Origin of the sequence: Vibrio sp. Vb339 (genome assembly GCF_902751245.1) — a bacterium.
GTDB classification, from domain to species: Bacteria; Pseudomonadota; Gammaproteobacteria; order Enterobacterales; family Vibrionaceae; genus Vibrio; species Vibrio coralliirubri.
The window spans coordinates 143,113-167,539 of record NZ_CADDIS010000003.1; the positions used below are offsets into that span (position 1 = coordinate 143,113).

Annotated in this window: 20 protein-coding genes; 12 read left to right on the forward strand and 8 right to left on the reverse strand. The window is 44.7% G+C overall.

Annotated features, from left to right (window positions below; genetic code table 11):
* Positions 1-28: 28 nt before the first annotated feature.
* Together miaE and HRQ85_RS16620 are read right to left on the reverse strand one after the other, a co-directional pair.
* Positions 29-784, reverse strand: a complete 756-nt coding sequence (miaE, locus tag HRQ85_RS16615) for a tRNA isopentenyl-2-thiomethyl-A-37 hydroxylase MiaE (protein WP_172380157.1) — start codon at positions 782-784, stop codon at positions 29-31.
* Between the two features lie 144 nt (positions 785-928).
* Entirely contained in the window at positions 929-1,693 is a 765-nt protein-coding gene (locus tag HRQ85_RS16620) for a hypothetical protein (protein WP_048614538.1), read from the reverse strand.
* Between the two features lie 313 nt (positions 1,694-2,006).
* Between HRQ85_RS16620 and cysB the strand changes: the two genes are divergently transcribed.
* Positions 2,007-2,981, forward strand: coding sequence for an HTH-type transcriptional regulator CysB (cysB, locus tag HRQ85_RS16625; RefSeq protein WP_017060244.1), 975 nt, complete (start codon positions 2,007-2,009; stop codon positions 2,979-2,981).
* A gap of 152 nt (positions 2,982-3,133) precedes the next feature.
* A complete protein-coding gene (locus HRQ85_RS16630) occupies positions 3,134-4,336 on the forward strand; it encodes a methyltransferase (protein ID WP_172380158.1) in 1,203 nt (400 codons plus the stop codon).
* Positions 4,337-4,528: 192 nt separating this feature from the next.
* On the opposite strand, the gene ald is transcribed toward HRQ85_RS16630, so the two are convergent.
* Complete coding sequence (gene ald, locus HRQ85_RS16635) at positions 4,529-5,653, reverse strand: alanine dehydrogenase (RefSeq protein ID WP_017060246.1); 1,125 nt, start codon at positions 5,651-5,653, stop codon at positions 4,529-4,531.
* Between the two features lie 156 nt (positions 5,654-5,809).
* Between ald and lrp the strand changes: the two genes are divergently transcribed.
* From lrp to serS, 5 genes are all read left to right on the forward strand, one after another.
* On the forward strand, positions 5,810-6,304 hold the full coding sequence (gene lrp, locus HRQ85_RS16640) for a leucine-responsive transcriptional regulator Lrp (RefSeq protein ID WP_004734558.1): 495 nt from the start codon (positions 5,810-5,812) through the stop codon (positions 6,302-6,304).
* Positions 6,305-6,467: 163 nt separating this feature from the next.
* Positions 6,468-9,650: a DNA translocase FtsK 4TM domain-containing protein gene (locus tag HRQ85_RS16645; RefSeq protein WP_172380159.1), complete on the forward strand. Its 3,183-nt coding sequence runs from the start codon at positions 6,468-6,470 to the stop codon at positions 9,648-9,650.
* Positions 9,651-9,725: 75 nt separating this feature from the next.
* Positions 9,726-10,322, forward strand: coding sequence for an outer membrane lipoprotein chaperone LolA (gene lolA, locus HRQ85_RS16650; protein ID WP_017060248.1), 597 nt, complete (start codon positions 9,726-9,728; stop codon positions 10,320-10,322).
* Positions 10,323-10,386: 64 nt separating this feature from the next.
* The gene (locus HRQ85_RS16655; RefSeq protein ID WP_253918870.1) at positions 10,387-11,742 is read left to right on the forward strand and encodes a replication-associated recombination protein A; all 1,356 of its coding nucleotides are present in this window, start codon (positions 10,387-10,389) and stop codon (positions 11,740-11,742) included.
* A gap of 142 nt (positions 11,743-11,884) precedes the next feature.
* On the forward strand, positions 11,885-13,192 hold the full coding sequence (gene serS, locus HRQ85_RS16660; protein WP_010439959.1) for a serine--tRNA ligase: 1,308 nt from the start codon (positions 11,885-11,887) through the stop codon (positions 13,190-13,192).
* A gap of 124 nt (positions 13,193-13,316) precedes the next feature.
* Here the strand turns inward: serS and HRQ85_RS16665 are convergent, their stop codons facing one another.
* Both HRQ85_RS16665 and bioA read right to left on the reverse strand, forming a co-directional pair.
* Positions 13,317-14,963 carry a response regulator gene (locus tag HRQ85_RS16665; RefSeq protein WP_172380161.1) on the reverse strand — a complete coding sequence of 549 codons (1,647 nt, stop codon included), beginning with the start codon at positions 14,961-14,963 and terminating at the stop codon, positions 13,317-13,319.
* Between the two features lie 460 nt (positions 14,964-15,423).
* Positions 15,424-16,707 (reverse strand): adenosylmethionine--8-amino-7-oxononanoate transaminase, encoded by a 1,284-nt coding sequence (gene bioA, locus HRQ85_RS16670; protein WP_172380162.1) that lies wholly within the window; start codon positions 16,705-16,707, stop codon positions 15,424-15,426.
* Between the two features lie 159 nt (positions 16,708-16,866).
* Between bioA and bioB the strand changes: the two genes are divergently transcribed.
* From bioB to bioD, 4 genes are read left to right on the forward strand one after another with little or no spacing between them, the layout of a single operon-like run.
* Positions 16,867-17,919 (forward strand): biotin synthase BioB, encoded by a 1,053-nt coding sequence (gene bioB / locus HRQ85_RS16675; protein WP_172380163.1) that lies wholly within the window; start codon positions 16,867-16,869, stop codon positions 17,917-17,919.
* Positions 17,906-19,117 (forward strand): 8-amino-7-oxononanoate synthase, encoded by a 1,212-nt coding sequence (bioF, locus tag HRQ85_RS16680; protein WP_172380164.1) that lies wholly within the window; start codon positions 17,906-17,908, stop codon positions 19,115-19,117. The genes bioB and bioF overlap by 14 nt, the downstream gene beginning before the upstream one ends.
* A complete protein-coding gene (gene bioC, locus HRQ85_RS16685; RefSeq protein ID WP_172380165.1) occupies positions 19,118-19,921 on the forward strand; it encodes a malonyl-ACP O-methyltransferase BioC in 804 nt (267 codons plus the stop codon).
* Positions 19,918-20,601 (forward strand): dethiobiotin synthase, encoded by a 684-nt coding sequence (gene bioD, locus HRQ85_RS16690; protein WP_172380166.1) that lies wholly within the window; start codon positions 19,918-19,920, stop codon positions 20,599-20,601. The genes bioC and bioD overlap by 4 nt, the downstream gene beginning before the upstream one ends.
* A gap of 113 nt (positions 20,602-20,714) precedes the next feature.
* Here bioD and HRQ85_RS16695 read toward each other — a convergent pair whose 3' ends face one another.
* On the reverse strand, positions 20,715-20,882 hold the full coding sequence (locus HRQ85_RS16695; RefSeq protein ID WP_017078977.1) for a hypothetical protein: 168 nt from the start codon (positions 20,880-20,882) through the stop codon (positions 20,715-20,717).
* A gap of 276 nt (positions 20,883-21,158) precedes the next feature.
* On the opposite strand from HRQ85_RS16695, the gene htpX reads away from it, so the two are divergent.
* Positions 21,159-22,022, forward strand: coding sequence for a protease HtpX (gene htpX / locus HRQ85_RS16700; RefSeq protein WP_048617716.1), 864 nt, complete (start codon positions 21,159-21,161; stop codon positions 22,020-22,022).
* A 265-nt stretch (positions 22,023-22,287) separates the two neighbouring features.
* Here htpX and purB read toward each other — a convergent pair whose 3' ends face one another.
* Both purB and hflD read right to left on the reverse strand, forming a co-directional pair.
* Complete coding sequence (gene purB, locus HRQ85_RS16705) at positions 22,288-23,658, reverse strand: adenylosuccinate lyase (RefSeq protein ID WP_019822492.1); 1,371 nt, start codon at positions 23,656-23,658, stop codon at positions 22,288-22,290.
* 143 nt (positions 23,659-23,801) lie between these two features.
* Positions 23,802-24,419 carry a high frequency lysogenization protein HflD gene (gene hflD / locus HRQ85_RS16710; RefSeq protein ID WP_019822494.1) on the reverse strand — a complete coding sequence of 206 codons (618 nt, stop codon included), beginning with the start codon at positions 24,417-24,419 and terminating at the stop codon, positions 23,802-23,804.
* Between the last annotated feature and the right edge of the window lie 8 nt (positions 24,420-24,427).

A 24,427-nucleotide genomic window follows, 5' to 3' on the forward strand; every position in this document is an offset into this window, starting at 1 on the left:
AAACTGGACTGAATGCTCAGTGTGTAGCTTAAACCGGAGCACCACTATGGAATTTGAAGTCGTTGTCATCTGAAATGATCAGGTCAGCTTCTACTTGGGCAAAATGCGCAATGCGCTCTGAAATATCTTTCCCTGCGATCTGTTCTGCTAGCTCAAGGTAGTCTTGGTAGTGGCGAGCTTCTGAACGAAGTAGAGACACGTAAAACTTCTCCATGTCTTCTTCTAAGAAAGGAGCCAATTTAGCGAAGCGTTCACATGAACGAGCCTCAATAAACGCACCGATGATCAGCTTATCAACCAGAGCATCTGGCTCGTAAGTTTTAACTTGCTTGATCAAACCTTTCGCGTAACGACCCGCTTCAATTGGCTGGTAAGTCACGCCTTTCTTCTCCATCAACTCCATGACTTGATAGAAGTGATGCAGCTCTTCTTTGATCAGTAATACCATCTTATCGATCAGGTCAGCACCGTAATTACAGCCTTCTTTCGCGGTGATTTGCTTGGATACGTTGCTTTTACCACGCAGAGACTCTAAGTCTCCGATACGACGGTAAGCAAATTGTTCGTATGGCAAAATCCATTCATTCAGTTGCTTTGCGCTTTCTTTATCGACAGCGTATTTGCGGATAAGGAACAAAGCACTCTGTGCCGCCTTAAGTTCACACAGCATGTGATCGCGTAGAATGATGTGAAGGTTTTCAGGCTTTTTGGCTTCATCTATCCATGAATCTGGCGTTTCGGCTTTAAGAAAAGAGTGGATTGGAGCGAGTAATTCTTGATACATGGTCAGGGAAAGTTTGTTGATAATGCGGGGATTTTATCACAGCTCAAGAGATCTCCCTATACGGAGAAAGGAAATTCAACAGCTACAAAAAAGGCCGCCTATTTTAATGTAAATAAGGCGGCCTTTAAGTGTTGAATTAGACTGTTACCACTTCTTCTTCTGACCGAAGAGGGCGTCCATATCGTCTTCTCGCTCTTTAGATTCCATCTGCTGTAAATCTTGAGCGTTTTTGTCTTGGCGTTTCTGGTCCAGCTCGTTGAGCATCTGTTGAAGCTTTTCTTTGGCTTGATTAGAGTACGAGTCGTTCTTAGTCGCTAAAGCATCAATACCTTTGCGTAATAGCTGAATCGCTGTTCCCGGTTGTCCGCGAGAAATCGAATCGTTTGCACGTTTGATAACATTCTCAATGTTAATACGGATTTGAATCGTTTCTAGGCGAGCATTTTCAACCACATAAGCTTGAGTCTCGAAACGGCCTTTATTGTGCTCGTTACGTACTGTATCACGCAGGCGCTTAACTAACTTAAGCATCATGATCGCTTGCTTGTCACTACTTGGTACGCGGAAAGCGGTACTCTCGCCACCTTTGTAGTTCTCTTTAAGCTGAGTGATTTGTTGTTTTACGCTTTCAATGCGTTGGGCAAGCTGCTTATTTTTTGGATCGAGTTGATACATGTTTTCTAATGCATCAAGAATCCGATTGTTTAAGCATACAAGAAGATCTTGGCTAAACGGCATGTGATGAGCGTTGCCAATCAGTTCTTCTGTACCGTCAATAATGGTTAGATAACGAGAAGCTTCCTGTTTCTTCGCTGTTTCTACCTTAACTTTATATTGAAGCATGATGTTGTAGCCTAAAACTAACACCAAAAGAACGGCTACTAAGGCGATTATTAAACCAATATTCATATATTTGAGTCTGCTTATTATTTTCCTGGAGAGGATACACGATTCCATTGTGTATCGGCACTCGTAAATTGCAATTTCTGATTATCTCTTGTTGAGCGAAATCGGCAATCAAAACTTACCAACTAATGTATGAGAATGAGGGTTGGGTTGCAAAGCGTTAGTGATGTTTTTGTTTGTTAAGCTAGAAAAACTCAATTTTCCTGTCATTTTTGTGTTCGAAGCGTTATAACTATTAATTATATTACACGCGACTATAACGCTCTCTTTGCAAATAAGTTAGCACAGAAATGAGTAAAGGATTACGAGGTTAGATATGAAGTTACAGCAACTGAAGTACATTGTTGAGGTTGTAAACCATAACCTAAATGTTTCAGCTACAGCAGAGAGTTTGTACACATCTCAGCCTGGCATTAGTAAGCAAGTTAGATTACTTGAAGACGAACTAGGCATTCAGATTTTTGAGCGTAGCGGCAAGCATTTAACGCAGGTTACCCAAGCGGGTGAGGATATCATTCGCATCTCTCAAGAGATTTTGGCGCGCGTTGAAAGCATTAAAGCGGTAGCGGGTGAGCACACTCATCCAGAGATGGGTACATTGAATATTTCAACGACTCATACCCAAGCTCGTTATGCATTGCCTGATGTGATTAAAGGTTTCACGGCGCGCTATCCAAAAGTATCGCTTCACATGCACCAAGGCACACCAAGCCAAATGTCAGAAGCCGTCGCTAAAGGTACTGCGAATTTTGCGATTGCAACGGAAGCGCTGCACCTTTATCAAGATGCAATCATGCTGCCTTGTTATCACTGGAACCGTTCGATCGTCGTGACCAAAGATCACCCTCTGGCACAGAAGCGAAATATCACGATTGAAGATCTTGCGGCTTATTCTCTCGTGACTTATGTATTTGGCTTCACTGGTCGTTCTGAGCTTGATACGGCGTTCAATAAAGTTGGCCTAACACCGCGTGTTGTGTTTACCGCGACCGATGCGGACGTCATCAAAACCTATGTTCGCATGGGCATTGGTGTGGGTGTCATCGCAAGTATGGCGATTGACCACGAGCAAGATACCGATTTGGTTGCGATTGATGCGAGTCACCTATTTGGTGCTAGCACCACAAGCATTGGCTTTAGAAAAGGCACATTCCTGCGTTCTTACATGTTTGATTTTATGGAGCGTTTTGCGCCGCACCTAACTCGCCCAGTAGTTGAGCAAGCCATTTCTTTGAAGTCTAATGAAGAGATCGAAGAGATGTTTAAAGATATCGAACTACCTGTTCGTTAATCTCTTCATTTAAAGCTAGACTCTTATTCGGCCTGTATTTACAGGCCGTTTTGTTTTCGGCTTTATTGGGCGTGCGTTTTTTAGTTCTCTTTGTCTCGAACCTTTCCATTTGAAGCTCTTACCCCTACAATCCACGCACCATAGGGGGAAGCATGCATTCACGATTTACAATTCTCGACTCATTTTTGTTAGAGCACCAAGTTTATTGGCGTTCAGAGCCTTTTCACCTATGCCAAACTCAACAGCAACCATGGCAAGAGGCCAATCGTCCACTTGTTGACTGGTTAGAAGACTTAAGCATTGAAAGCATTCAAACTTTAAAAGAAAACCCTGAGCTGTTGGCCGAGGAACTGATTCGTTTCCTTCCTGATTTAGAGCTCGCGAATCAAAATATTCAGTTTGATAATACAGCTTTGGTAGGGCTCCACCTCCCTCGTGGTACTGCCGATGGTATTCCCGGTAGAAAGTTGCAACAAATCGTGTCGATGGGAGAGGCGGTACTTGATCACCACCATGGTAAAGAGTGGCTGGAGTGGTGTTCTGGCAAAGGCTTCCTTGGTCGAATCTTATCTCAACAATCGAAGCAAAAAGTGACCAGCTTCGAGTGGCAACAATCGCTGTGCGAAAGCGGACAAAAGATTGCGGATGACCAGAAGTTAGAGATGCACTTTGTTCAAGGTGATGCTTTTTCTGAAAGCGCTGATGAAGTGTTTAACTCAAGCCAACATGCCGTAGCCCTTCATGCTTGTGGCGATCTTCATGTTGAGCTAGTTAAAAAGTCAGTGTCACATGGGCTACCTGCGGTCACTATTTCCCCTTGTTGTTATCATCTTATTCGAGATGAAGCGTATCAACCGATGTCTTCTGTTGCGAAAAGATCAGCATTAACGTTAAGTAAGAGCGACTTAAGAATCCCGCTTCAAGAAACCGTGACTGGTGGTGAAAGAGTAAAGAGACATCGCCAACTAGAGATGAGTTATCGCCTAGGCTTCAGCCAATTACTTAAGGCTGAACTTCATATTGAAGAATACATTCCTGTACCGAGCATCAAAAAATCAGAGTTAGCTGAGGGTTTTGAATCCTTCTGCCGCTGGGCATCTGAAGTGAAAGAGCTATCGCTGGGCTCAGATATTGATTTTGACTCTTATTTTGTTCAAGGCGAAGCGCTTTTCTGGGAAATGGAGAAGCTGAGTTTGGTTCAACAAGTCTTTAGACGACCATTAGAGATATGGCTAGCCTTAGATCGCGCTATCTATCTGCAAGAACAAGGTTATGAAGCTTCGATTGAAGAGTTCTGTGAACGCAGTATTACGCCAAGAAATCTATTGATTCATGGGGTTAAAATCGAGCGCTAGTGGTAAACCGTACTGTTACGTGTTTTTACGACCTAAATCCATTAATGGAAAAGAAAGTTATAAATACAAATAAAGTCAGAAATGCAAAAAAGCCAGTGCGACATAATGTAGTACTGGCTTTTTGTTTGATGTGTATGAGTTAACAGAACGCTTCAACGAGAAGATTATTGCGTTCAGTTAGTCATTACATCATTAGTTAAACATTGCGATTGCTTCTGCTGGGTCTACGTATTCAAGGTCAAAGCTCTCTGCAACTTCTTTACAAGTTACTTTACCGTGAATAACGTTTAGACCTTCTAGGAAGCCTTCATCAGATAGAAGTGCTTCGCGGTAGCCCTTGTTCGCTAGCTTAACAATGTAAGGAAGTGTTGCATTGTTTAGTGCGTAAGTTGAAGTGCGAGCAACAGCGCCAGGCATGTTTGCAACACAGTAGTGAACTACGTCATCAACAATGTAAGTTGGGTCTGCGTGAGTGGTTGCGTGAGAAGTCTCGAAACAACCGCCTTGGTCGATTGCAACATCAACAACTGCTGAACCTGGTTTCATCTTAGCGATGTGCTCTTTTGTAACCAGTTTTGGCGCTGCTGCACCAGGGATTAGTACAGCACCAATCACTAGGTCTGCTTCTAGAACATGCTTCTCAATAGCGTCTTCAGTAGAATAAACCACTTTTGCGCGACCTTGGAACTCTTCATCAAGACGACGCAGTGTATCTACGTTACGGTCAAGAATTGTAACATCAGCGCGAAGGCCTACAGCCATACGTGCTGCGTTAGCACCTACAACACCGCCACCAACAACAACAACTTTTGCTGGTTCAACACCTGGAACGCCACCAAGAAGAAGACCACAACCACCGTTAGATTTCTCTAATGTTTGTGCACCTGCTTGAATAGACATGCGACCAGCTACTTCAGACATTGGTGCTAATAGTGGCAAGCGACCCATATTATCTGTTACAGTCTCATAGGCTACGCAGACAGCTTTGCTCTTGATAAGCTCTTCAGTTTGTGGAAAATCTGGTGCAAGGTGTAAATAGGTAAATAATATTTGCCCTTCGCGAAGCATAGCTCGCTCGACAGCTTGAGGTTCTTTAACCTTTACAATCATCTCTGCTTTCGCGAAAACGTCAGCAGCAGTAGGAAGAATGGATGCGCCTACAGCGATGTAATCATCGTCTGAAAAACCGATACCAGTACCGGCATTGGTTTCTACAAAAACTTGGTGGCCGTGTGAGATTAGTTCTCTCACGCTAGCTGGGGTCATACCAACGCGGTATTCGTGGTTCTTGATTTCCTTAGGTACGCCAATGATCATCCTGACTCCTCATTTTATTTTGGTTGTTTTATCTATGTGTAGGGTAATTCTGTCGAATTAATATCTAGTATAGATAGGTTCAGATAAAATTTGATACTGAATATTAAAAAGTTGTAGTATATTTTTTTGCAAGGAAGTAATAAGGTGGAATAAAAAATGGCAGACAATTATAAGAAGCCGTCCAAGGAACTAGATCGTATTGACCGCAACATTCTTAATGAGTTGCAAAAAGACGGTCGTATCTCAAACGTTGAACTCTCAAAACGAGTAGGACTTTCTCCAACTCCATGTCTTGAACGTGTTCGTCGTTTAGAACGTCAAGGTTACATTACTGGGTACACAGCGTTGCTGAACCCACAGTACCTTGATGCTTCACTTTTAGTGTTTGTTGAAATTACGTTGAACCGTGGTGCGCCAGATGTGTTCGAACAATTCAACACCGCTGTGCAGAAACTGGATGACATCCAAGAGTGTCATTTAGTGTCGGGTGATTTTGACTATCTTCTAAAAACACGTGTATCTGATATGGGTGCTTACCGTAAGCTACTGGGTGATACGTTACTTCGTCTACCGGGCGTAAACGACACTCGAACTTACGTAGTAATGGAAGAAGTGAAACAAACCAATCAACTTGTGATTAAAACTCGTTAGTCACAATTGGTGAAATGAAAGAAAGCGGACATTTGTTCCGCTTTCTTGCTTTCTGGAATTGGGTTTTTCTGTTTGATATGGTTAAATCAACAGTAGTTTCATTGAAACGAGCGGCTTTGGCCGCTCGAGATGTTTTTATCCCGTTTAATTATTAAGTTGGTTTATGTTCAAGCAGAGCAGTAATAAAGTAGAAACAATCATTAAAACGAGTGAAGAGCCTCAGTCTCCTCGTTTGAGTGGTTCTCAACGTCTCAAAGAGTGCAGTCTGATTCTCGGTGTTCTCTTCTCTATTCTACTTGCCGTTGCGTTATTAACTTTTAGTCCTGCAGACCCATCATGGTCGCAAACGGCGTGGGGTGGTGACATTCAAAATGCAGGTGGCTACCTAGGTGCTTGGTTGGCGGATACGCTTTTCTTCGTATTTGGTTCTTTGGCTTACCCTTTGCCTATCTTAGTGACGGTTGCAGCGTGGGTATTATTCCGCAAACGTAATGAAGACGAGCAGATCGACTTCATGCTGTGGGGCACTCGCTTACTTGGTCTGACTATCCTAATTTTGACTAGTTGTGGTCTAGCGGATATCAACTTTGACGATATCTGGTACTTCTCATCCGGTGGTGTGGTAGGTGACGTTTTAACAAGCCTTGCTCTTCCAACGTTGAATGTTCTTGGTAGTACGCTGGTTCTTCTTTTCTTATGGGGTGCTGGCTTTACTCTATTGACCGGTATTTCTTGGTTAAGCATTGTGGAATGGTTGGGTGAATGTGCCATCAAATTCTTCACGTCTGCTGTTAACAAGGCTCGAGGCCAAGACCAAGAGCTGCTTGAGCCTCAATTAAGAGAATCAGCAGACCGCGATTTAATCGAAGAACGTCATCAGCAGCATCAAGAGCCAACTTACCGCGATGTTCCTGCTATAGAAGACAACAAGGAATCAACAGAGCATGATCCACTAGATCCTGCAATGAGCTTTTCTGCGACCAATGATTCGTCAGACGTAGCGATAAATGCGCGAGATAATGCTGCATCGCCGAAGCGTCATTACAATATTCACATGCCTGTTGAGGCGCCAGCGAAGCAAGAAGCTTCAGAACAAGAAGAACCTCAGGTTCAGCGCCAACCTCAAGTTGCACCTGAGTCGATCCCTGTAGCACCTGTTTACCAAGCGCCAGAAGAACCGTTAGAAGAAGGTATTGAGCGCTCGAAGCAGCTTAATGCCACTATCGAGCAGCTAGAAAACGCCGCTATGTATGAAGATGACCTTGCGGAGCAAGAACAGGTTGATGCGCATGAATCTCAAATCGCGTATCAGCAATACATGCAGAATGAGCAACAAGACGTTACCTCTACTGATACGGCTCTTGAAAGTGCAGAACCAGAGGTCAATAGCTCGCCAGAAGTAACGAATGAATTCGATGTTGAAGATGTTCAGCCAGAATCTCTATACACTTCACCAATGGGTGAGCCAGAAGCAACTGTGGAAGACGATTTCTCTGCACAAGCTTCACCATTTGATGTAACGGAAGAGCGTGCTGACGAACAGACTTTCGCTCCTGAAGCTCAGCAGGCTGAAACCGAGCAGGCTGAAGCTGAGTTAGCTGGCGCAGCATTAACCGAAGAACAGTTTGAACCTTTCTCTTATCAAGAAGAACATTCAGAGCCTGAACAGCCAACAGCACAAAGCCTAGAGCCAGCTGTTGATCTTCCATGGGAAGAAGTAACGGAAGAAGAATCTGCGCATCAAGATCAAGATGTCGCCGCATTCCAAAGCATTGTCTCTGAAGCACAAGCGAATATGGCAGCGGCGCAGAACCCGTTCTTGGTTCAACAAGATGTTAATTTACCGAAGCCTGCTGAGCCATTACCCACGCTTGAATTGTTATTCCACCCTGAAAAGCGTGAAACATTTATTGACCGTGATGCACTAGAGGCAATTGCTCGTCTTGTTGAATCTAAGCTAGCGGACTACAAGATCAAAGCAGACGTTGTCGACATTTTCCCTGGCCCAGTAATCACTCGATTCGAACTTGATCTGGCTCCGGGCGTGAAAGTAAGCCGTATCTCTGGCCTTTCTATGGACTTAGCGCGTTCACTATCTGCCTTGGCAGTACGTGTCGTAGAAGTGATTCCGGGTAAACCTTATGTTGGCTTAGAACTGCCGAACATGAGTCGCCAAACGGTATTCTTCTCAGATGTGGTTGCTAGCCCTCAGTTCCAAGAAGCGAAATCGCCAACGACAGTGGTTCTAGGACAAGACATCGCTGGTGAAGCGGTCATTGCTGATCTATCGAAAATGCCTCACGTTCTGGTTGCGGGTACAACCGGTTCTGGTAAGTCGGTAGGTGTGAACGTAATGATTCTGAGTATGCTTTACAAAGCATCACCGGAAGATGTTCGCTTCATCATGATTGACCCGAAAATGCTTGAGCTATCGGTTTATGAGGGTATTCCTCATCTATTGTCTGAAGTGGTAACCGACATGAAAGATGCGTCGAACGCCCTTCGTTGGTGTGTTGGCGAGATGGAACGACGTTATAAGCTGATGTCAGCATTAGGCGTTCGTAACATTAAAGGTTACAACGATAAGCTTAAGATGGCAGCGGAAGCGGGTCACCCAATTCACGATCCACTGTGGAAGCCGGGCGACAGCATGGAGCCAGAAGCGCCATTGCTTGAGAAGCTGCCTTACATTGTGGTTATCGTTGATGAATTTGCCGACTTAATCATGGTGGTTGGTAAGAAGGTTGAAGAACTGATTGCACGTTTGGCACAAAAAGCACGTGCGGCGGGTGTTCACTTGATTCTAGCGACGCAGCGTCCATCTGTGGATGTTATTACCGGCCTTATCAAAGCGAACATTCCAACCCGTGTGGCCTTTACCGTATCAACCAAAACGGATTCACGAACTATCCTTGATCAAGGTGGTGCGGAATCACTATTGGGGATGGGTGATATGCTTTACTTGCCACCGGGTTCTAGCCATACAACTCGTGTTCACGGTGCCTTTGCATCTGATGATGATGTACACGCAGTCGTGAATAACTGGAAAGCGCGTGGTAAGCCAAACTATATTGATGAGATCACCAACGGCGAACAAACCCCAGAAACCTTGCTTCCGGGTGAGAAGATGGAAGGTGATGAAGAGGTCGATCCTCTGTTTGATCAAGTGGTAGAACACGTTGTTCATTCGCGTCGTGGCTCAGTCTCAGGCGTACAACGTCGATTCAAGATTGGCTACAACCGTGCTGCACGTATTGTCGAGCAACTTGAAGCTCAAGGTATCGTAAGTGCTCCAGGCCATAACGGTAACCGAGAAGTCTTAGCACCAGCGCCACCAAAAGATTAGTTCCACTAGGAACTCATACCCATTAAGTCGGTCAAATCGAAAATATGACCGACTTATGTTCTAACAGGATTATTGATGAAAAAAGTATTCGCACTTTTATTTATGAGCTTCTCAGTGTTTGCTTCTCCGAAAGAAGAGTTGAGTAGCCGTTTAGCATTAAATGCAGGCTTTAGCGCTGACTTTAAACAAGTCGTGACCAGCCCTGATGGTGATGTTGTTATGGAAGGTGAGGGCACGGTAGAGATTGCACGCCCAAGCTTGTTCCGCTGGGAGACCACGTTTCCTGATGAAAACTTGTTGGTATCTGACGGCCAAAGCTTGTGGTACTACAGCCCGTTCATTGAGCAAGTGAGCATTTACTGGCAAGAGCAAGCGACATCACAAACACCTTTTGTCCTGCTTACACGTAACCAAGAAAGTGATTGGGATAACTATAATGTGGCGCAAACGGGTAACCAATTCACGCTAACGCCAACTGCTGTCGATTCTAATCAGGGCGACTTCCAGATTAATATCACCGAAAAGGGCATTGTTCAGGGCTTTAATGTGATTGAACAAGACGGTCAAAAAGGTGAGTTTACCTTTAGCAATGTTGACTTGGGTAAACCTGCAGCAGACCGCTTTACTTTTGTGGCACCGGAAGGTGTCGAGGTCGACGACCAAAGAAACTGATCTAAACAAGCAGATCGTTTGGTAGTACGTCGATAGGCATTAATGCCATCAACGAATCAAGAGATTGCAATTGAGTAATTACAGCTTAGATTTTGCGGGGGACGAAGATTTTCGTCCCCTTGCTGCTCGTATGAGACCGGAAACTGTCGAACAGTACATCGGTCAGCAGCATATATTAGGCCCAGGTAAACCACTTCGAAGAGCGTTGGAAGCGGGCCATATCCACTCGATGATTTTGTGGGGGCCTCCGGGCACCGGTAAAACGACGTTAGCCGAAGTAGCAGCAAACTATGCGAATGCTGAAGTGGAACGCGTATCGGCGGTAACCTCGGGCGTAAAAGACATTCGTATTGCAATTGAAAAAGCGCGCGAGAACAAGCAAGCAGGGCGCAGAACCATTCTGTTTGTGGACGAAGTCCATCGCTTTAACAAAAGTCAGCAAGATGCTTTTCTGCCTCATATCGAAGATGGCACCGTGACCTTTATTGGTGCGACGACAGAAAACCCATCTTTTGAACTGAACAACGCTTTGTTGTCACGTGCGCGTGTCTACAAACTGATGTCCCTGAACACAGATGATATTTCTCTCGTCATTCGCCAAGCGATTGAAGATAAGCAACGTGGGTTAGGTGATGTGCCTGCTGATTTTGCTGATAATGTTTTAGATCGCCTTGCAGAACTGGTTAACGGCGACGCGCGTATGTCGCTTAACTACCTTGAACTGCTGTATGACATGGCAGAAGACAACGATAAAGGCGAGAAAGCGATAACCTTGCAGTTGTTGGCTGAAGTGGCTGGTGAGAAAGTCGCTCGTTTCGATAACAAGGGTGATATTTGGTACGACCTAATATCGGCGGTTCATAAGTCAATTCGTGGCTCAAACCCTGATGCGGCCTTGTACTGGTCAGCACGAATGATTGCTGCGGGTTGTGATCCTTTGTATATCGTAAGACGTTTGCTGGCGATTGCTTCTGAAGATATTGGCAACGCTGACCCAAGAGCAATGCAGGTTGCAATGTCCGCTTGGGACTGCTTCACTCGCATTGGCCCAGCCGAAGGCGAGCGCGCTATTGCACAGGCGGTTGTTTATCTTGCGTGTGCACCAAAGAGTAACGCCGTTTACACCGCGTGGAAGCAAGCGTTAACGGATGCACACAACCTTCCTGAATATGAAGTCCCGCATCATTTGCGAAATGCACCGACAACTTTGATGAAGGACATGGGCTATGGGCAAGAATACCGTTATGCTCATGACGAACCAGGAGCCTACGCGGCGGGTGAAAAGTATCTGCCTCCTGAAATGGGAGAGAAGCAATACTATTTCCCAACAAAACGAGGCTTAGAGACCAAAATTGGCGAGAAGCTAGATTATCTGGCGGATTTGGACGCAAAAAGCCCACAAAAACGCTATGAAAAGTAGTCTTTTTTGGATATCGTTACCTAGTCATAAAATTTCAATTAAATCGTTATAAATTGGTCGAAATAGCACCAGTTTTAGGGGTTTAGCAGTGATTCAGTAGCAAACTACTGAATATTCAAATAACTAAAGCATAGGATTAGCAATGCTGGATTCTAAATTACTTCGAGCTGAGCTGGATGAAACAGCGGCAAAATTAGCACGTCGAGGCTTCACCCTTGATGTAGAGACAATTCGTGAACTTGAAGAAAAACGTAAGTCCCTTCAGATGAAAACTGAAGAGCTACAAGCGTTACGTAACTCTCGATCGAAGTCCATTGGTCAAGCGAAAGCAAAAGGCGACCATGAAGAAGCTGAGCGTATCCTTGCAGAAGTAGGCAACTTAGGCGCAGAACTAGACCAAGCTAAAGTAGCATTGGCTGATCTTCAATCTGAGCTAGAAACGATCACAATGTCTATTCCTAACCTACCTGATGCAGAAGTGCCAGATGGTAAAGATGAAGACGATAACGTAGAAGTTTCTCGTTGGGGTCAACCTAAGACTTACGACTTTGAAGTGAAAGATCACGTAGATCTTGGCGAAATGTCTGGCGGTCTTGATTTTGCTAGCGCAGTTAAAATCTCTGGTTCTCGTTTCATCGTGATGAAAGGCAAATTTGCACGTTTACACCGTGCTATTGCTCAGTTCATGCTGGACCTTCATACTGATGAGCACGGCTACACAGAAATGTACGTACCGTACCTAGTGAACCACGATAGCCTTTACGGTACTGGTCAACTTCCTAAGTTCGGCGAAGACTTGTTCCACACAAGCCCACTGACTGAGCAAGTAAGTGACGTACCTCTTAAGACTCTATCGCTTATCCCTACTGCGGAAGTACCGGTAACGAACATGGTTCGTGACACGATAACTGATGAAGCTGAACTGCCACTTAAGATGACAGCTCACACGCCATGTTTCCGTTCTGAAGCAGGTTCTTACGGTCGTGACACTCGTGGCCTTATCCGTATGCACCAATTCGACAAAGTTGAATTAGTACAAATCACTAAGCCAGAAGACTCAATGGCAGCGCTTGAAGAGCTAACTGGCCACGCTGAGAAAGTACTTCAACTTCTAGAGCTTCCTTACCGTAAAGTGATTCTATGTACAGGTGACATGGGCTTCGGTTCTGCGAAAACTTACGACTTAGAAGTATGGGTTCCAGCACAAGAGACTTACCGTGAGATTTCTTCTTGTTCAAACATGTGGGATTTCCAAGCGCGTCGTATGCAAGCTCGTTTCCGTCGTAAAGGCGAGAAGAAACCTGAACTTGTACACACACTAAACGGTTCTGGTCTTGCTGTTGGTCGTACTATGGTTGCTATCCTTGAGAACAACCAAGAAGCTGACGGCCGTATTGCTATCCCAGCAGTACTTCAGCCATACATGGGCGGCGTAACGCACATCGGTTAATGCCAATTTAGGTTAACCAAATTTAGATTAACCTGACTTGCCAAAATATTTAAAAGGCTTTGCTTTAATGGCAAAGCCTTTTTTGTATCTGGAACTACCCAAGTAGAAGCTGTATAAAGAGAAGCTACATAAAAGAGAAACTCGCTTTGGTTGCTTCGTCTGCTTGCTTACAAGCTAGCAACGCCTTTCGATAGTAATTTTGATAATTGTTTTGGGTCAGTTCATCAAGCGTATAAAGTTGAGTGACCACGCCATCACACTTCTGAATAATCGTTAAAACCTGTTTCGCGCCCATTGCGTCAGGCCAAATAACAGAGAGCAGTTTGACGATGTTCATGCATACGTTTTTGATCATCGGGCATCGCTTGTGAATCTCTAAATAAGCGAGCAATACCTGCTTATAATCCGACGAAGCCTTCTTAATACTGATGTTGCTCTGTTTGAGCCATTCCATCTTTTCTGCGTTACGGCGTTTCATCTCACTACACATGGTCATTTGGCTAGAAACAACGGTTTCGTTCGCCGTTTTGATGATCAACATGCCACAGCGGCTCTCTGCGACTTTAAACTCATTCTCACAACTCATTCTGTCTAACAACCAGGTGTGGTGATAGATAACCGGGAATGCATTAAAGTTATTTCTGTCATGTAGCGCAGTCAAAATAGTGACCGCTTTTTGGTACTGTTTTGATTCCATTGCAATGTGTGCTGCGATAAGCGCTAAATCCGTTTGAAGACCTGCTCTTGCCTCTGTAGGGATTTTCGAAATCAGATAGTTTACTTGATCGAGTGTCGCTTTATTGTTGCTCTCACCAGATGCGCAATAGAGCAAAAATCGAATATGATTGAGCTTCATATAGAGGTTATCTCGAAAGGTATCTCTATTGATCTGCACATAGTTCTGATAGTGAGCCAACGCCGCCTTGGTATCATTCACGGAGAGACACAGGTTTGCGATTGCCAGTTCCCTTTCTGAGTTACCCGGTGTGAGTTCACTTGCCAATTTAAAATGGGCAATCGCAGCAGGAACTTTATTACTGATAAGGTTCACTTGAGCTGCTTGATCTCGATACAAGGTGCTGGTGGGTGCTGAATCAATCAAGCTTTCGATCATCCGTTGTGCTTCATTGATCTGACCTAAATTCGCAAGGCTATTTGCTAGACCCGCTTGAGCCCAATCAAAACTGCCTTCATAAAGCGCCTTCTCATATACGTTCTTTGCTTCTTCGTAAAGCTTAAGCTTTGACAAAAAGCTTCCGCGAAATTGCTGGATGGTCGTAAAATATTCAGAATGAAAGGCGATCAGCTCTTCGCAGAACTCAAGTCCGGCTTCATAGTCATTTTCTCGTTCGGCCTTGTAGATTTTTTGTAGCACCAGCTTCTTTTTTAGAGAGCTTGTAATACGTTGTTTTAAGGTTTCACGATTGAATGGTTTTAATAAATAGTTATCTGGTCGAAGCTCTAAAATAGGGCGGATCGATAAAGCGGAATTCTCACCTGTAACTAGAATAAATATTCCATCGTCTTTCAACCTATTCGATTGTTTAAGCTCTTCAAACAGCTGCTTGCCATTGATGGTGTTACCAAAGTTGTAGTCACAGATAATCACATCAAACGTCGTCTCGCTTGTTATCGTCATAGCGATGCGAGGGGATTTAGCAATTGAAATCATTCGCTCTGAAAAGCCGATATGAATCAACATATTGCGGATGGTTGATAGCACGATCGATGAGTCATCAACGATAAGTGCATTGAGTTGGTTTAATTTCATGTTTACTTTAAATTATTTACTGACGTGAATTCCGCAGCGATTACGGGTTGCTTTGCTGCCTTGCTCGATCGACAAAACAGAAAAGCTCTGTTTCTACCAAGTTGATACAAGCTTTCGTTAATATTTATTATCTAAGTACAGTCGAATTGAATTAGCTGATTGGATTCTAGAATGAAATCGAATGAGGAAGCTCATCATAATATCCGACAAAAAATGGCTTGTATTTTAAGCGGCTATTGACCCGATAGGTAACACTCTTTTGCTAATTGTTTTTATGGAGAGGATTAAATTTATTTGTGAGATTCTTCAGGGTGGAATCATAGATAAAATATCAGATTGAGATGTTTTTATTGGCTGTCTGATTATTTGCCTTGTGAGTAGCCACCTTTAGCACTCTAAAGGCGGCGTTTCGGCTTATATGCTTATAAATTTTCAGAATTTCTATTTGGCTTTATTTATATCAATTTGACTTGAAGCAAGCTGATTGTTGTAGAGCTTTATCAATGGCTGAAACAAGTTTCTCGATATGCGCAGGTTCGCTGATAAATGGAGGCATCATATAAATTAGCTTACCAAATGGACGGATCCAAACGCCTTGCTCTACAAAGTGCGCTTGGATGGTTTCCATATCGACAGGTGTGTGGGTTTCAACGACGCCAATAGCGCCCAACCAACGCACGTCTTTAACAAGTTCATGTTCTCGCAGCGGTGGCAGTAACTCAGAAAAGAGCTGTTCAATCTGCTGAGTCTGGTTTTTCCAATGGCCTTGCTCGATGATGGATAAACTTGCCGCACCGACTGCGCAAGCTAATGGGTTACCCATAAAGGTTGGACCGTGCATAAAACAACCCGCTTCACCGCCACATACTGTGTCAGCAACTTCTTTGCTCGCCAGCGTCGCTGACAATGTCATGTAGCCACCAGTTAAAGCCTTGCCTACGCATAAGATGTCCGGTTGAACATCGGCATGCTCACAAGCGAACAGTTTCCCTGTGCGGCCAAATCCGGTCGCAATCTCATCCAAGATCAGCAATACATTGAATTCATCACACAGTAAGCGAAGCTGTTTTAGGAACTCAGGGTGGTAGATGCGCATGCCGCCAGCGCCTTGAACTATTGGCTCTAAGATCACCGCTGCGACTTCTTGATGGTGTGCTGCCAGCTTTTCTCGAAAGCTGTTGATGTCGTTCGCGTCCCATTGTTCCCAAAAGCCTGTTTTAGGTGAATCTGCAAAAATGTGTTCAGGCAAAAAGCCTTTGTAGAGGCTGTGCATTGAGTTGTCAGGGTCGGTCACTGACATCGCCGCAAAGGTATCACCGTGGTAGCCATCTCTTAGTGTGAGGAACTTTGAACGAGGTTGTCCTTTAGCGTGCCAATATTGCAGTGCCATTTTGAGGCTCACTTCTACGGCTACTGAACCTGAATCGGCCAAAAATACATGCTCAAGATTACTTGGTGCGAGATTCAAAAGCTTCTTACATAAATCGATAGCGGGTTGGTGGGTGATGCCACCAAACATAACGTGTGAAACCTTATCAATTTGACTGTGAGCGGCGGCATTTAGCTCTGGATGATTGTAGCCGTGGATGGTTGACCACCAAGATGACATACCATCAATAATTCGTTTTCCGCCTTCTAATTCTAGGTAAACACCGTCTGCGTTGGTGACTGGATAGCAGGTCAGAGGTGTTAACGTTGATGTGTAGGGATGCCAGATATGCTGGCGATCAAAGGCGAGATCCATAGTAACTTCCATTCTTGGTGTGATTAAAAAATAACCAGATGTAAACTTTTGATATTATCAATGTGTTGACAGTCTAAAGCTTGTCGGTAGACTAGCCAAGCATAAATGCAATCTCTATTGATAGAGATGAAACATCAAATAATAAAAAAGGATCGACACGTGGAAGTTCGTCATGACTGGACAGTTGCTGAAGTAACAGCGCTGCTTGAAAAACCGTTTATGGATTTAATGTTTGAAGCTCAAGTGGTTCATAGACAGTACCAAGAGCACAACCACGTGCAGGTGAGTACGCTTCTATCGATTAAGACCGGTGCTTGTCCTGAAGACTGTAAGTACTGCCCTCAAAGCGCTCACTACCGAACGGATGTCGACAAAGAACGCCTAATGGAAGTAGAGCGTGTTTTGGATGCGGCGCAAAAAGCCAAGAACGCGGGCTCGACTCGTTTCTGTATGGGCGCGGCGTGGAAGAACCCGAAAGAACGCGATATGCCTCACCTGACTGATATGATCAAAGGTGTGAAAGGCATGGGCCTAGAAACTTGTATGACACTGGGCATGTTAACCCCAGATCAAGCCGGCGAGCTAGCGGATGCAGGTTTGGATTACTACAACCATAACCTTGATACATCTCCTGAGTTCTACGGTAGCATCATCACCACTCGTACTTACCAAGACCGTTTAGATACGCTATCTCACGTGCGTGATGCCGGTATGAAGATCTGCTCTGGTGGCATTATTGGTATGGGCGAAAGTACCAATGACCGTGCAGGCCTGCTGGTAGAGTTAGCGAACCTTCCGGTACACCCTGAGAGTGTGCCAATCAACATGCTCGTAAAAGTGAAAGGCACACCGATGGAAAACGTCGATGATGTTGAATCTTTTGACTTCATTAAGTTGATTGCGATTGCTCGTATCATGATGCCAATGTCTGCGGTTCGTCTATCTGCAGGCCGCGAGAATATGAATGAACAGATGCAGGCGATGTGTTTCATGGCTGGCGCAAACTCTATCTTCTACGGTTGTAAGCTACTGACTACGCCAAACCCAGATGAAGACATGGACATGCAGCTGTTTAAGAAGTTAGGTATCAACAGCCAACAAGTGGCTCAGAAGCCTGATGAAATTCAAGAAAACGAACTGTTAGATCAAGTGGTGGAGCGCGTTGCTGCTCGCCCAACGAAAGACGACATGTTCTACGATGCCACTGTTTAAATCCCGTATTAAAGATGCCCTTGTTCAACGCCGTGAACAGGGGCTAACTCGTCAACTTAAAGTGCTCGAAAACAGTAATGGCCCTTTGCTTAATTGTGAAGGTTCTCGCTTTATTAATTTTTCGAGTAATGATTACCTAGGCTTGGCGAACGACCCTGAATTGGTGGAGGCGTGGCAAGCTGGGCTTTCCCTTTATGGTGCTGGCAGTGCTGCATCGCCATTGGTCACGGGTTTTAGTTCTTCTCATCGAAATTTAGAAGCTCAGCTGTGTGAATGGTTGGGCTTTGAACGTGCGATTCTCTTTAGTTCTGGTTTCAGTGCGAACCAAGCCTTGTTGTTTTCTCTGCTCGAAAAAGACGACTCTCTGCTGCAAGACAAGCTTAATCACGCCTCTTTAATTGAAGCGGGGATGCTTTCTCCTGCAACCATGAAACGCTTTAAGCATAACGACACGCAGCATCTAGAGTCGCTATTAAGCCGATCTCCACAATCCTTGGTCGTGACTGAAGGTGTGTTCAGCATGGACGGCGACCAAGCGCCTCTCAGTCAGATATCTAACCTGACTCATCAATTCGACAGTTGGTTGGCGGTTGATGATGCTCATGGTATCGGAGTGCTAGGTGAGCAAGGGGCAGGGAGCTGCAACGCGGCGCAAATAACGCCCGATATTCTAGTCGTCACTTTTGGTAAAGCATTTGGCCTGTCTGGCGCTGCTGTTTTATGTTCGTCAGAAGTCGGTGACTATTTAACTCAGTTTGCTCGTCATCATGTGTACTCGACGGCAATGCCACCTTCACAAGCGGTGGCTTTGTCTCATGCCTGTCAGATGATTCAAACTCAAGAGTGGCGCCGAGAAAAGCTGGCGGAGTTAGGGGCTCTTTATACAGAGCAGGTGAGCGGCTTGAAAGGCTTTGTGGATACTCAGACTCCGATTAAGCCATTTGTGATAGGTGAAGCTCAGGCGGCATTATCTATAGCTGGAGAGTTAAAGCAAAACCAAGTTTGGGTGACCGCAATAAGGCCGCCAACCATACCTGCTGGAACTGCTCGATTACGAATCACGTTAACAGCTAACCATAGCCAAAAACAGGTTTTCCAATTAACCAGGTCGTTGCATCAAGCCATTGAACGAAACATCGACTCAGGCATTAAATCTGGTATCCATCCAAGCTTTGAATCAAATAAAGAGGCTCAGTAAATGTCACAAGAAGCAGTAGTGCATAATTACGTTGGCCAAGATAAGAGTGCGATTGCCGAAGCCTTTGGTAAAGCAGCAACAACCTATGACAAACACGCTGAATTTCAGCGCGATGTTGGCCACCGCTTACTGGATAAACTACCCAGAGATCTGTCAGGCTTTAAGGTGCTGGATCTAGGTTGTGGTACTGGCTATTTCTCAGAGCAACTTGTAAAACGAGGCGCCGAAGTGGTTTGCGCTGATCTTTCTGTTGGAATGCTAGCAACAGCAGAGAAGCGGTGTGGTGCATCTGTCTCTTTATATCAACAAGCCGATGCCGAACAATTGCCGTTTGAAGACGGTTGTTTTGACATCGTTTTCTCTAGCCTTGCGTTGCAATGGTGTGACGATTTGTCGTCGCCTTTGAGAGAGATGAAGCGTGTTACAGCGGTTGGTGGGCGTGTTATTTTCTCAACTTTGCTTGATGGGTCACTGTTTGAGTTGAAAAAGTCATGGTCCAAAATTGACGCACATCAACACGTTAACCATTTTATTACAATCAATCAGGTAAAAATTGCGTTAGCGCAATCTAGCTGTACGGTTCATCAACTAGACTTGCCCACCATCACCGTTTGGTACGACACTGCGTTTGAACTGATGCGCGACCTTAAAGGCATCGGCGCTAATCACGTAAGTGGTCGCTCACAGGGTTTAACAAGTCGCAGCATGTTGCAGCTTGTTGAACGGGAATATCGAGAGTTTAAAAACCATCAAGGTTTCTTGCCAGCAACATATCAAGTTTGTTTAGGGGTTATTCAATTATGATTGATGCATTATTTATTGCAGGTACGGATACCGAAGTGGGAAAAACTGTGGTTTCAAAAGCGATTCTTCAAGCTTTGGCCGCACAAGATTTATCGACAATTGGTTATAAGCCAGTTGCTGCAGGGTGTGAGAAATACCCTGAAGGTTTACGTAATAGTGATGCTCTGCATCTTCAAGAAGCGGCGACGCAAGATATTGCTTACGAAGACGTAAACCCGTATGCACTATTGTTACCGTCATCGCCTCACATCGCTGCGAAGCATGACGGTGTGGTGATTGATGAAGCCGTATTATCTGCAAAGCTGGAAGAGCATAAGCAAAACTCTGACATCGTGTTAGTTGAAGGTGCTGGTGGTTGGCGTGTACCGGTTTCAGATGATGAATATCTGTCTAGCTGGGTTAAAAAAGAGCAGCTTCCAGTGGTACTGACTGTGGGTATTAAGCTTGGTTGTTTGAGCCACGCTCTATTAACGGCAGAAGCGATTCGTGCTGATGGCCTAAACCTAATAGGTTGGGTCGCAAACCGTATCAATCCAGGTACTGAGCACTACGCAGATATTATTGCGATGCTTGAAGATAAGCTAGGTGCGCCAAAGTTAGGTGAAATTCCTTACGTACCAAAAGCGAAGTCTAAGAACATTGGTAAGTACATTGATGTGCAGCCTTTGCTTGCGCTTTAATTATCACGCTATGTACTAAATAAGAAAAGGGCTGCGATTGCAGCCCTTTTGCTATTTAAGCCTTTAGACCTTGAGTTGATAAACAACCGGTCTTTTAATAAACAAGCTTAGAATTAATGTTCTTTCGTCAGTCCCATTAAAGCTTGCTGAGTTTCTGTGATTTTTGTCTGTGCCGTTTGCGGTGTTAGGATTCCAATCTGCTTTTTTGCTTCTTCTTCAGTAATCCCTAGGTGACAGCACAGTAAATCGATAGCCATTTGAGTGTTAGTACCTTCAACCATGATCCTTCCCTTTTTGTACATGGACTAGCCAATAAATCATCTGAAGTCACTGTAAACGGATTGTTATATCGACACCATACGACTTAGGTCTAATAGAGTGGATTTAATTCGGATATGGTCTCGTAATCAAATGTTGCAATTTAATGCTTAACCTTGTTTTCTTAATCTAAGACTATATGTATAAGTAAGTATAAGTCTCAAGGTTGGAATCTATTGCTGTCTGCCTTGTCTATAACAATAAGTTTTATAAAAACAGCTTTCATGCGGAGATAAGTAATGAAGCGAGTAATGTTGTTCCTTGCAACCAACCTAGCGGTTGTATTGGTACTAAGTGTTGTTCTTAATATTGTATACGCAGTTACAGGTATGCAACCCGGTAGCCTCTCAGGCTTATTGGTGATGGCTGCGGTATTTGGTTTTGGCGGCTCATTCATTTCATTAATGATGTCGAAGAAAATGGCGCTACGCTCTGTAGGCGGCATGGTCATTGAAAGCCCACGTAACGAAACAGAACATTGGTTGATGGAGACGGTAAGCCGTCAATCTCAACAAGTTGGTATTGGTATGCCAACAGTGGCGATCTACGATTCGCCAGACATCAATGCATTTGCAACGGGCGCTAAGCGTGATGATTCATTGGTCGCAGTATCAACGGGTCTTCTGCACAGTATGACGCGTGACGAAGCTGAAGCGGTATTAGCTCACGAAGTTAGCCACATCGCGAATGGTGACATGGTGACTATGACCCTAATGCAAGGTGTTGTGAACACGTTCGTTATCTTCCTATCTCGTTTCATCGCCAACATTGTTGCGTCGAATGACAACGAAGAAGAGGGTGGCAGCAACATGATGGTGTACTTCGGTGTGTCTATGGTGCTGGAACTGGTATTTGGTTTCCTAGCGAGCTTCATTACGATGTGGTACAGCCGCCATCGTGAGTTCCATGCTGATGCAGGTGCAGCGCACTTGGTAGGTAAAGAGAAGATGATTGCAGCGCTAGAGCGTCTAAAGGTGAGCCACGAGCCACAACTAGAAGGTTCTATGATGGCGTTTGGTATCAACGGTAAGAAGTCTCTAACTGAGCTTCTAATGAGCCACCCGCCGCTAGATAAGCGTATTGCTTCTCTACGTAACATGTAATCTCTAATACAAGCTGCTGTCGTTAAGCGGCAATATGTATTCTATAGGCTTCCTTCGGGGAGCCTTTTTTGTACTTGCTGCTTAAGAAAAGGAACGGGTGTCTGTCTAATGCGGTTTGCAGTATTTGAATGCGGTAGGCTAGTTGGAGAAGTCAGGTTTGATTGACGGCTGTTGTTTTATTTAGGGACTACTGTTCGAAACATTTGTTCTACACAACAAAAAGGCTTCCACGTGGGAAGCCTTTGTTTATTCGTTTGTTCGAATCTTACAGCTTGTCAGTCAGCTCGATTGCTTGACCGATGTAGTTCGCTGGTGTCATCTCTTTCAGGCGAACTTTCTCGTCTGCAGGGATTTCAAGACCGTCGATGAATGCACGCATGCCTTCGCCATCTACACGCTTACCACGAGTTAGCTCTTTAAGCTTCTCGTATGGCTTCTCGATACCGTAACGACGCATTACTGTTTGTACTGGTTCAGCCAGTACTTCCCAGTTTTTGTCCAGTTCAGCAAGTAGCGCTTCACGGTTAACTTCTAGCTTGCTAATACCTTTCAGAGTTGAAGTGTATGCAATGATTGCGTAGCCAACACCAACACCTAGGTTACGAAGAACCGTAGAGTCAGTTAGGTCACGTTGCCAGCGAGAAACTGGAAGTTTTTGTGCAAGGTGGCTAAATACTGCGTTAGCTAGACCAAGGTTGCCTTCAGAGTTTTCGAAGTCAATTGGGTTAACTTTATGCGGCATTGTAGAAGAACCGATTTCGCCAGCAATAGTCTTCTGCTTGAAGTGACCAAGAGCGATATAGCCCCAAACGTCACGGTCGAAGTCTAGAAGAATCGTGTTGAAACGAGCAACTGCGTCGAATAGCTCTGCGATGTAATCGTGAGGTTCGATTTGAGTTGTGTAAGGGTTCCAAGTTACGCCAAGAGATTCAGTGATGAACTCTTCAGAGAACTGGTGCCATTCAACTTCAGGGTATGCAGAAAGGTGAGCGTTGTAGTTACCTACAGCACCGTTGATTTTCGCTAGGATCTCAACGCTTTCGATTTGCTTGAATTGACGTTCCATACGGTACGCAACGTTAGCCATCTCTTTACCCATAGTAGAAGGAGAAGCTGGCTGACCGTGTGTACGAGAAAGAAGAGGAATATCACGGTACTCGTTCGCAAGAGCTTTGATAGCATCGATTACGTTACGAATTTCTGGAAGAATCACTGTGTCACGAGCTTCTTTAAGCATCAGCGCGTGAGATGTGTTGTTGATGTCTTCAGAAGTACATGCAAAGTGAATGAATTCGTTAACTGCGTGAAGCTCAGGAACGCCAGCAACTTTCTCTTTCAAGAAGTATTCAACCGCTTTAACGTCGTGGTTTGTCGTGCGCTCAATCTCTTTGATACGCAGAGCGTCTTCTTCGCTGAAGTTAGCGGCTAGTTCATCAAGAAACTGGTTAGCTTCTGCACTGAACGCTGGTACTTCTTTGATTGCATCAGTTGCTGCAAGCTTTTGTAACCAACGAATTTCAACGATAGAGCGGTACTTTAGTAGTCCAAACTCACTAAAGATGCTGCGTAATGCAATAGTCTTACTTCCGTAACGGCCGTCTACTGGTGAAACAGCAGTCAATGCTGACAGTTCCATGGTGTTCTCCTGAATTGAGTTTTCTAAATTTTGAGAGGTTTATACCAGTAACAATCTCAATTGTCACGCACATTGCGCAATCGTTTGCGTGAGAGTTGTGTTGATACAAAAAACAAGCTCGCGACGAGGCGCGAGCTAATAAATTACATTCGAGCTAGTAGGATTTGAGCCTGCTCGATCATCTTCTTGCGACCGAAGATAAGATGGCGGCGTTTACCACCAACCTGGCGCCAAAGAACAGCGCTTCGAATTCCTGACAGAAGGAGTGCACGAACCTTGTGCTGGCTCGATGTCTGTTGAAGTACCGCTGGCGTACCAGAAACCTGAATACGTGGGCCAATAGGGCTCACAACATCAAGGTAGATGCTCGCTAGGTTGCTGATCATTTGCTCGTCAAACAGATCAAAATGTTCAGTTTGGCGCTCTGCAGTTTGAATGCGATCGCCAAGCTGAGACATAGAGTCGTTACGAGAAGATAGCTTACGCTCAAGAGCCATCAAGCTGATGATGTAGCGCGTAATATCGCTACCAGCTGGAGTACTATCGATACCTTTTACTAAGCACTCAAGGCCAAGCTTTAGGTTCGCTTCACGTCCAAATACGCCCACGGTGTTCGCCGGGTTGGTATTCAAAATAGCATTGAGTGAAGCTTCGAAGGCATCTTTATCACAATGGCCGTCTTTCGCTACTTGTTGAACCAAAGCCACAGCTTGGCAAATTCCGGCGAAAGCAATAGTACGGTCATAAAGTGTATTAGCCACGTAGTAAC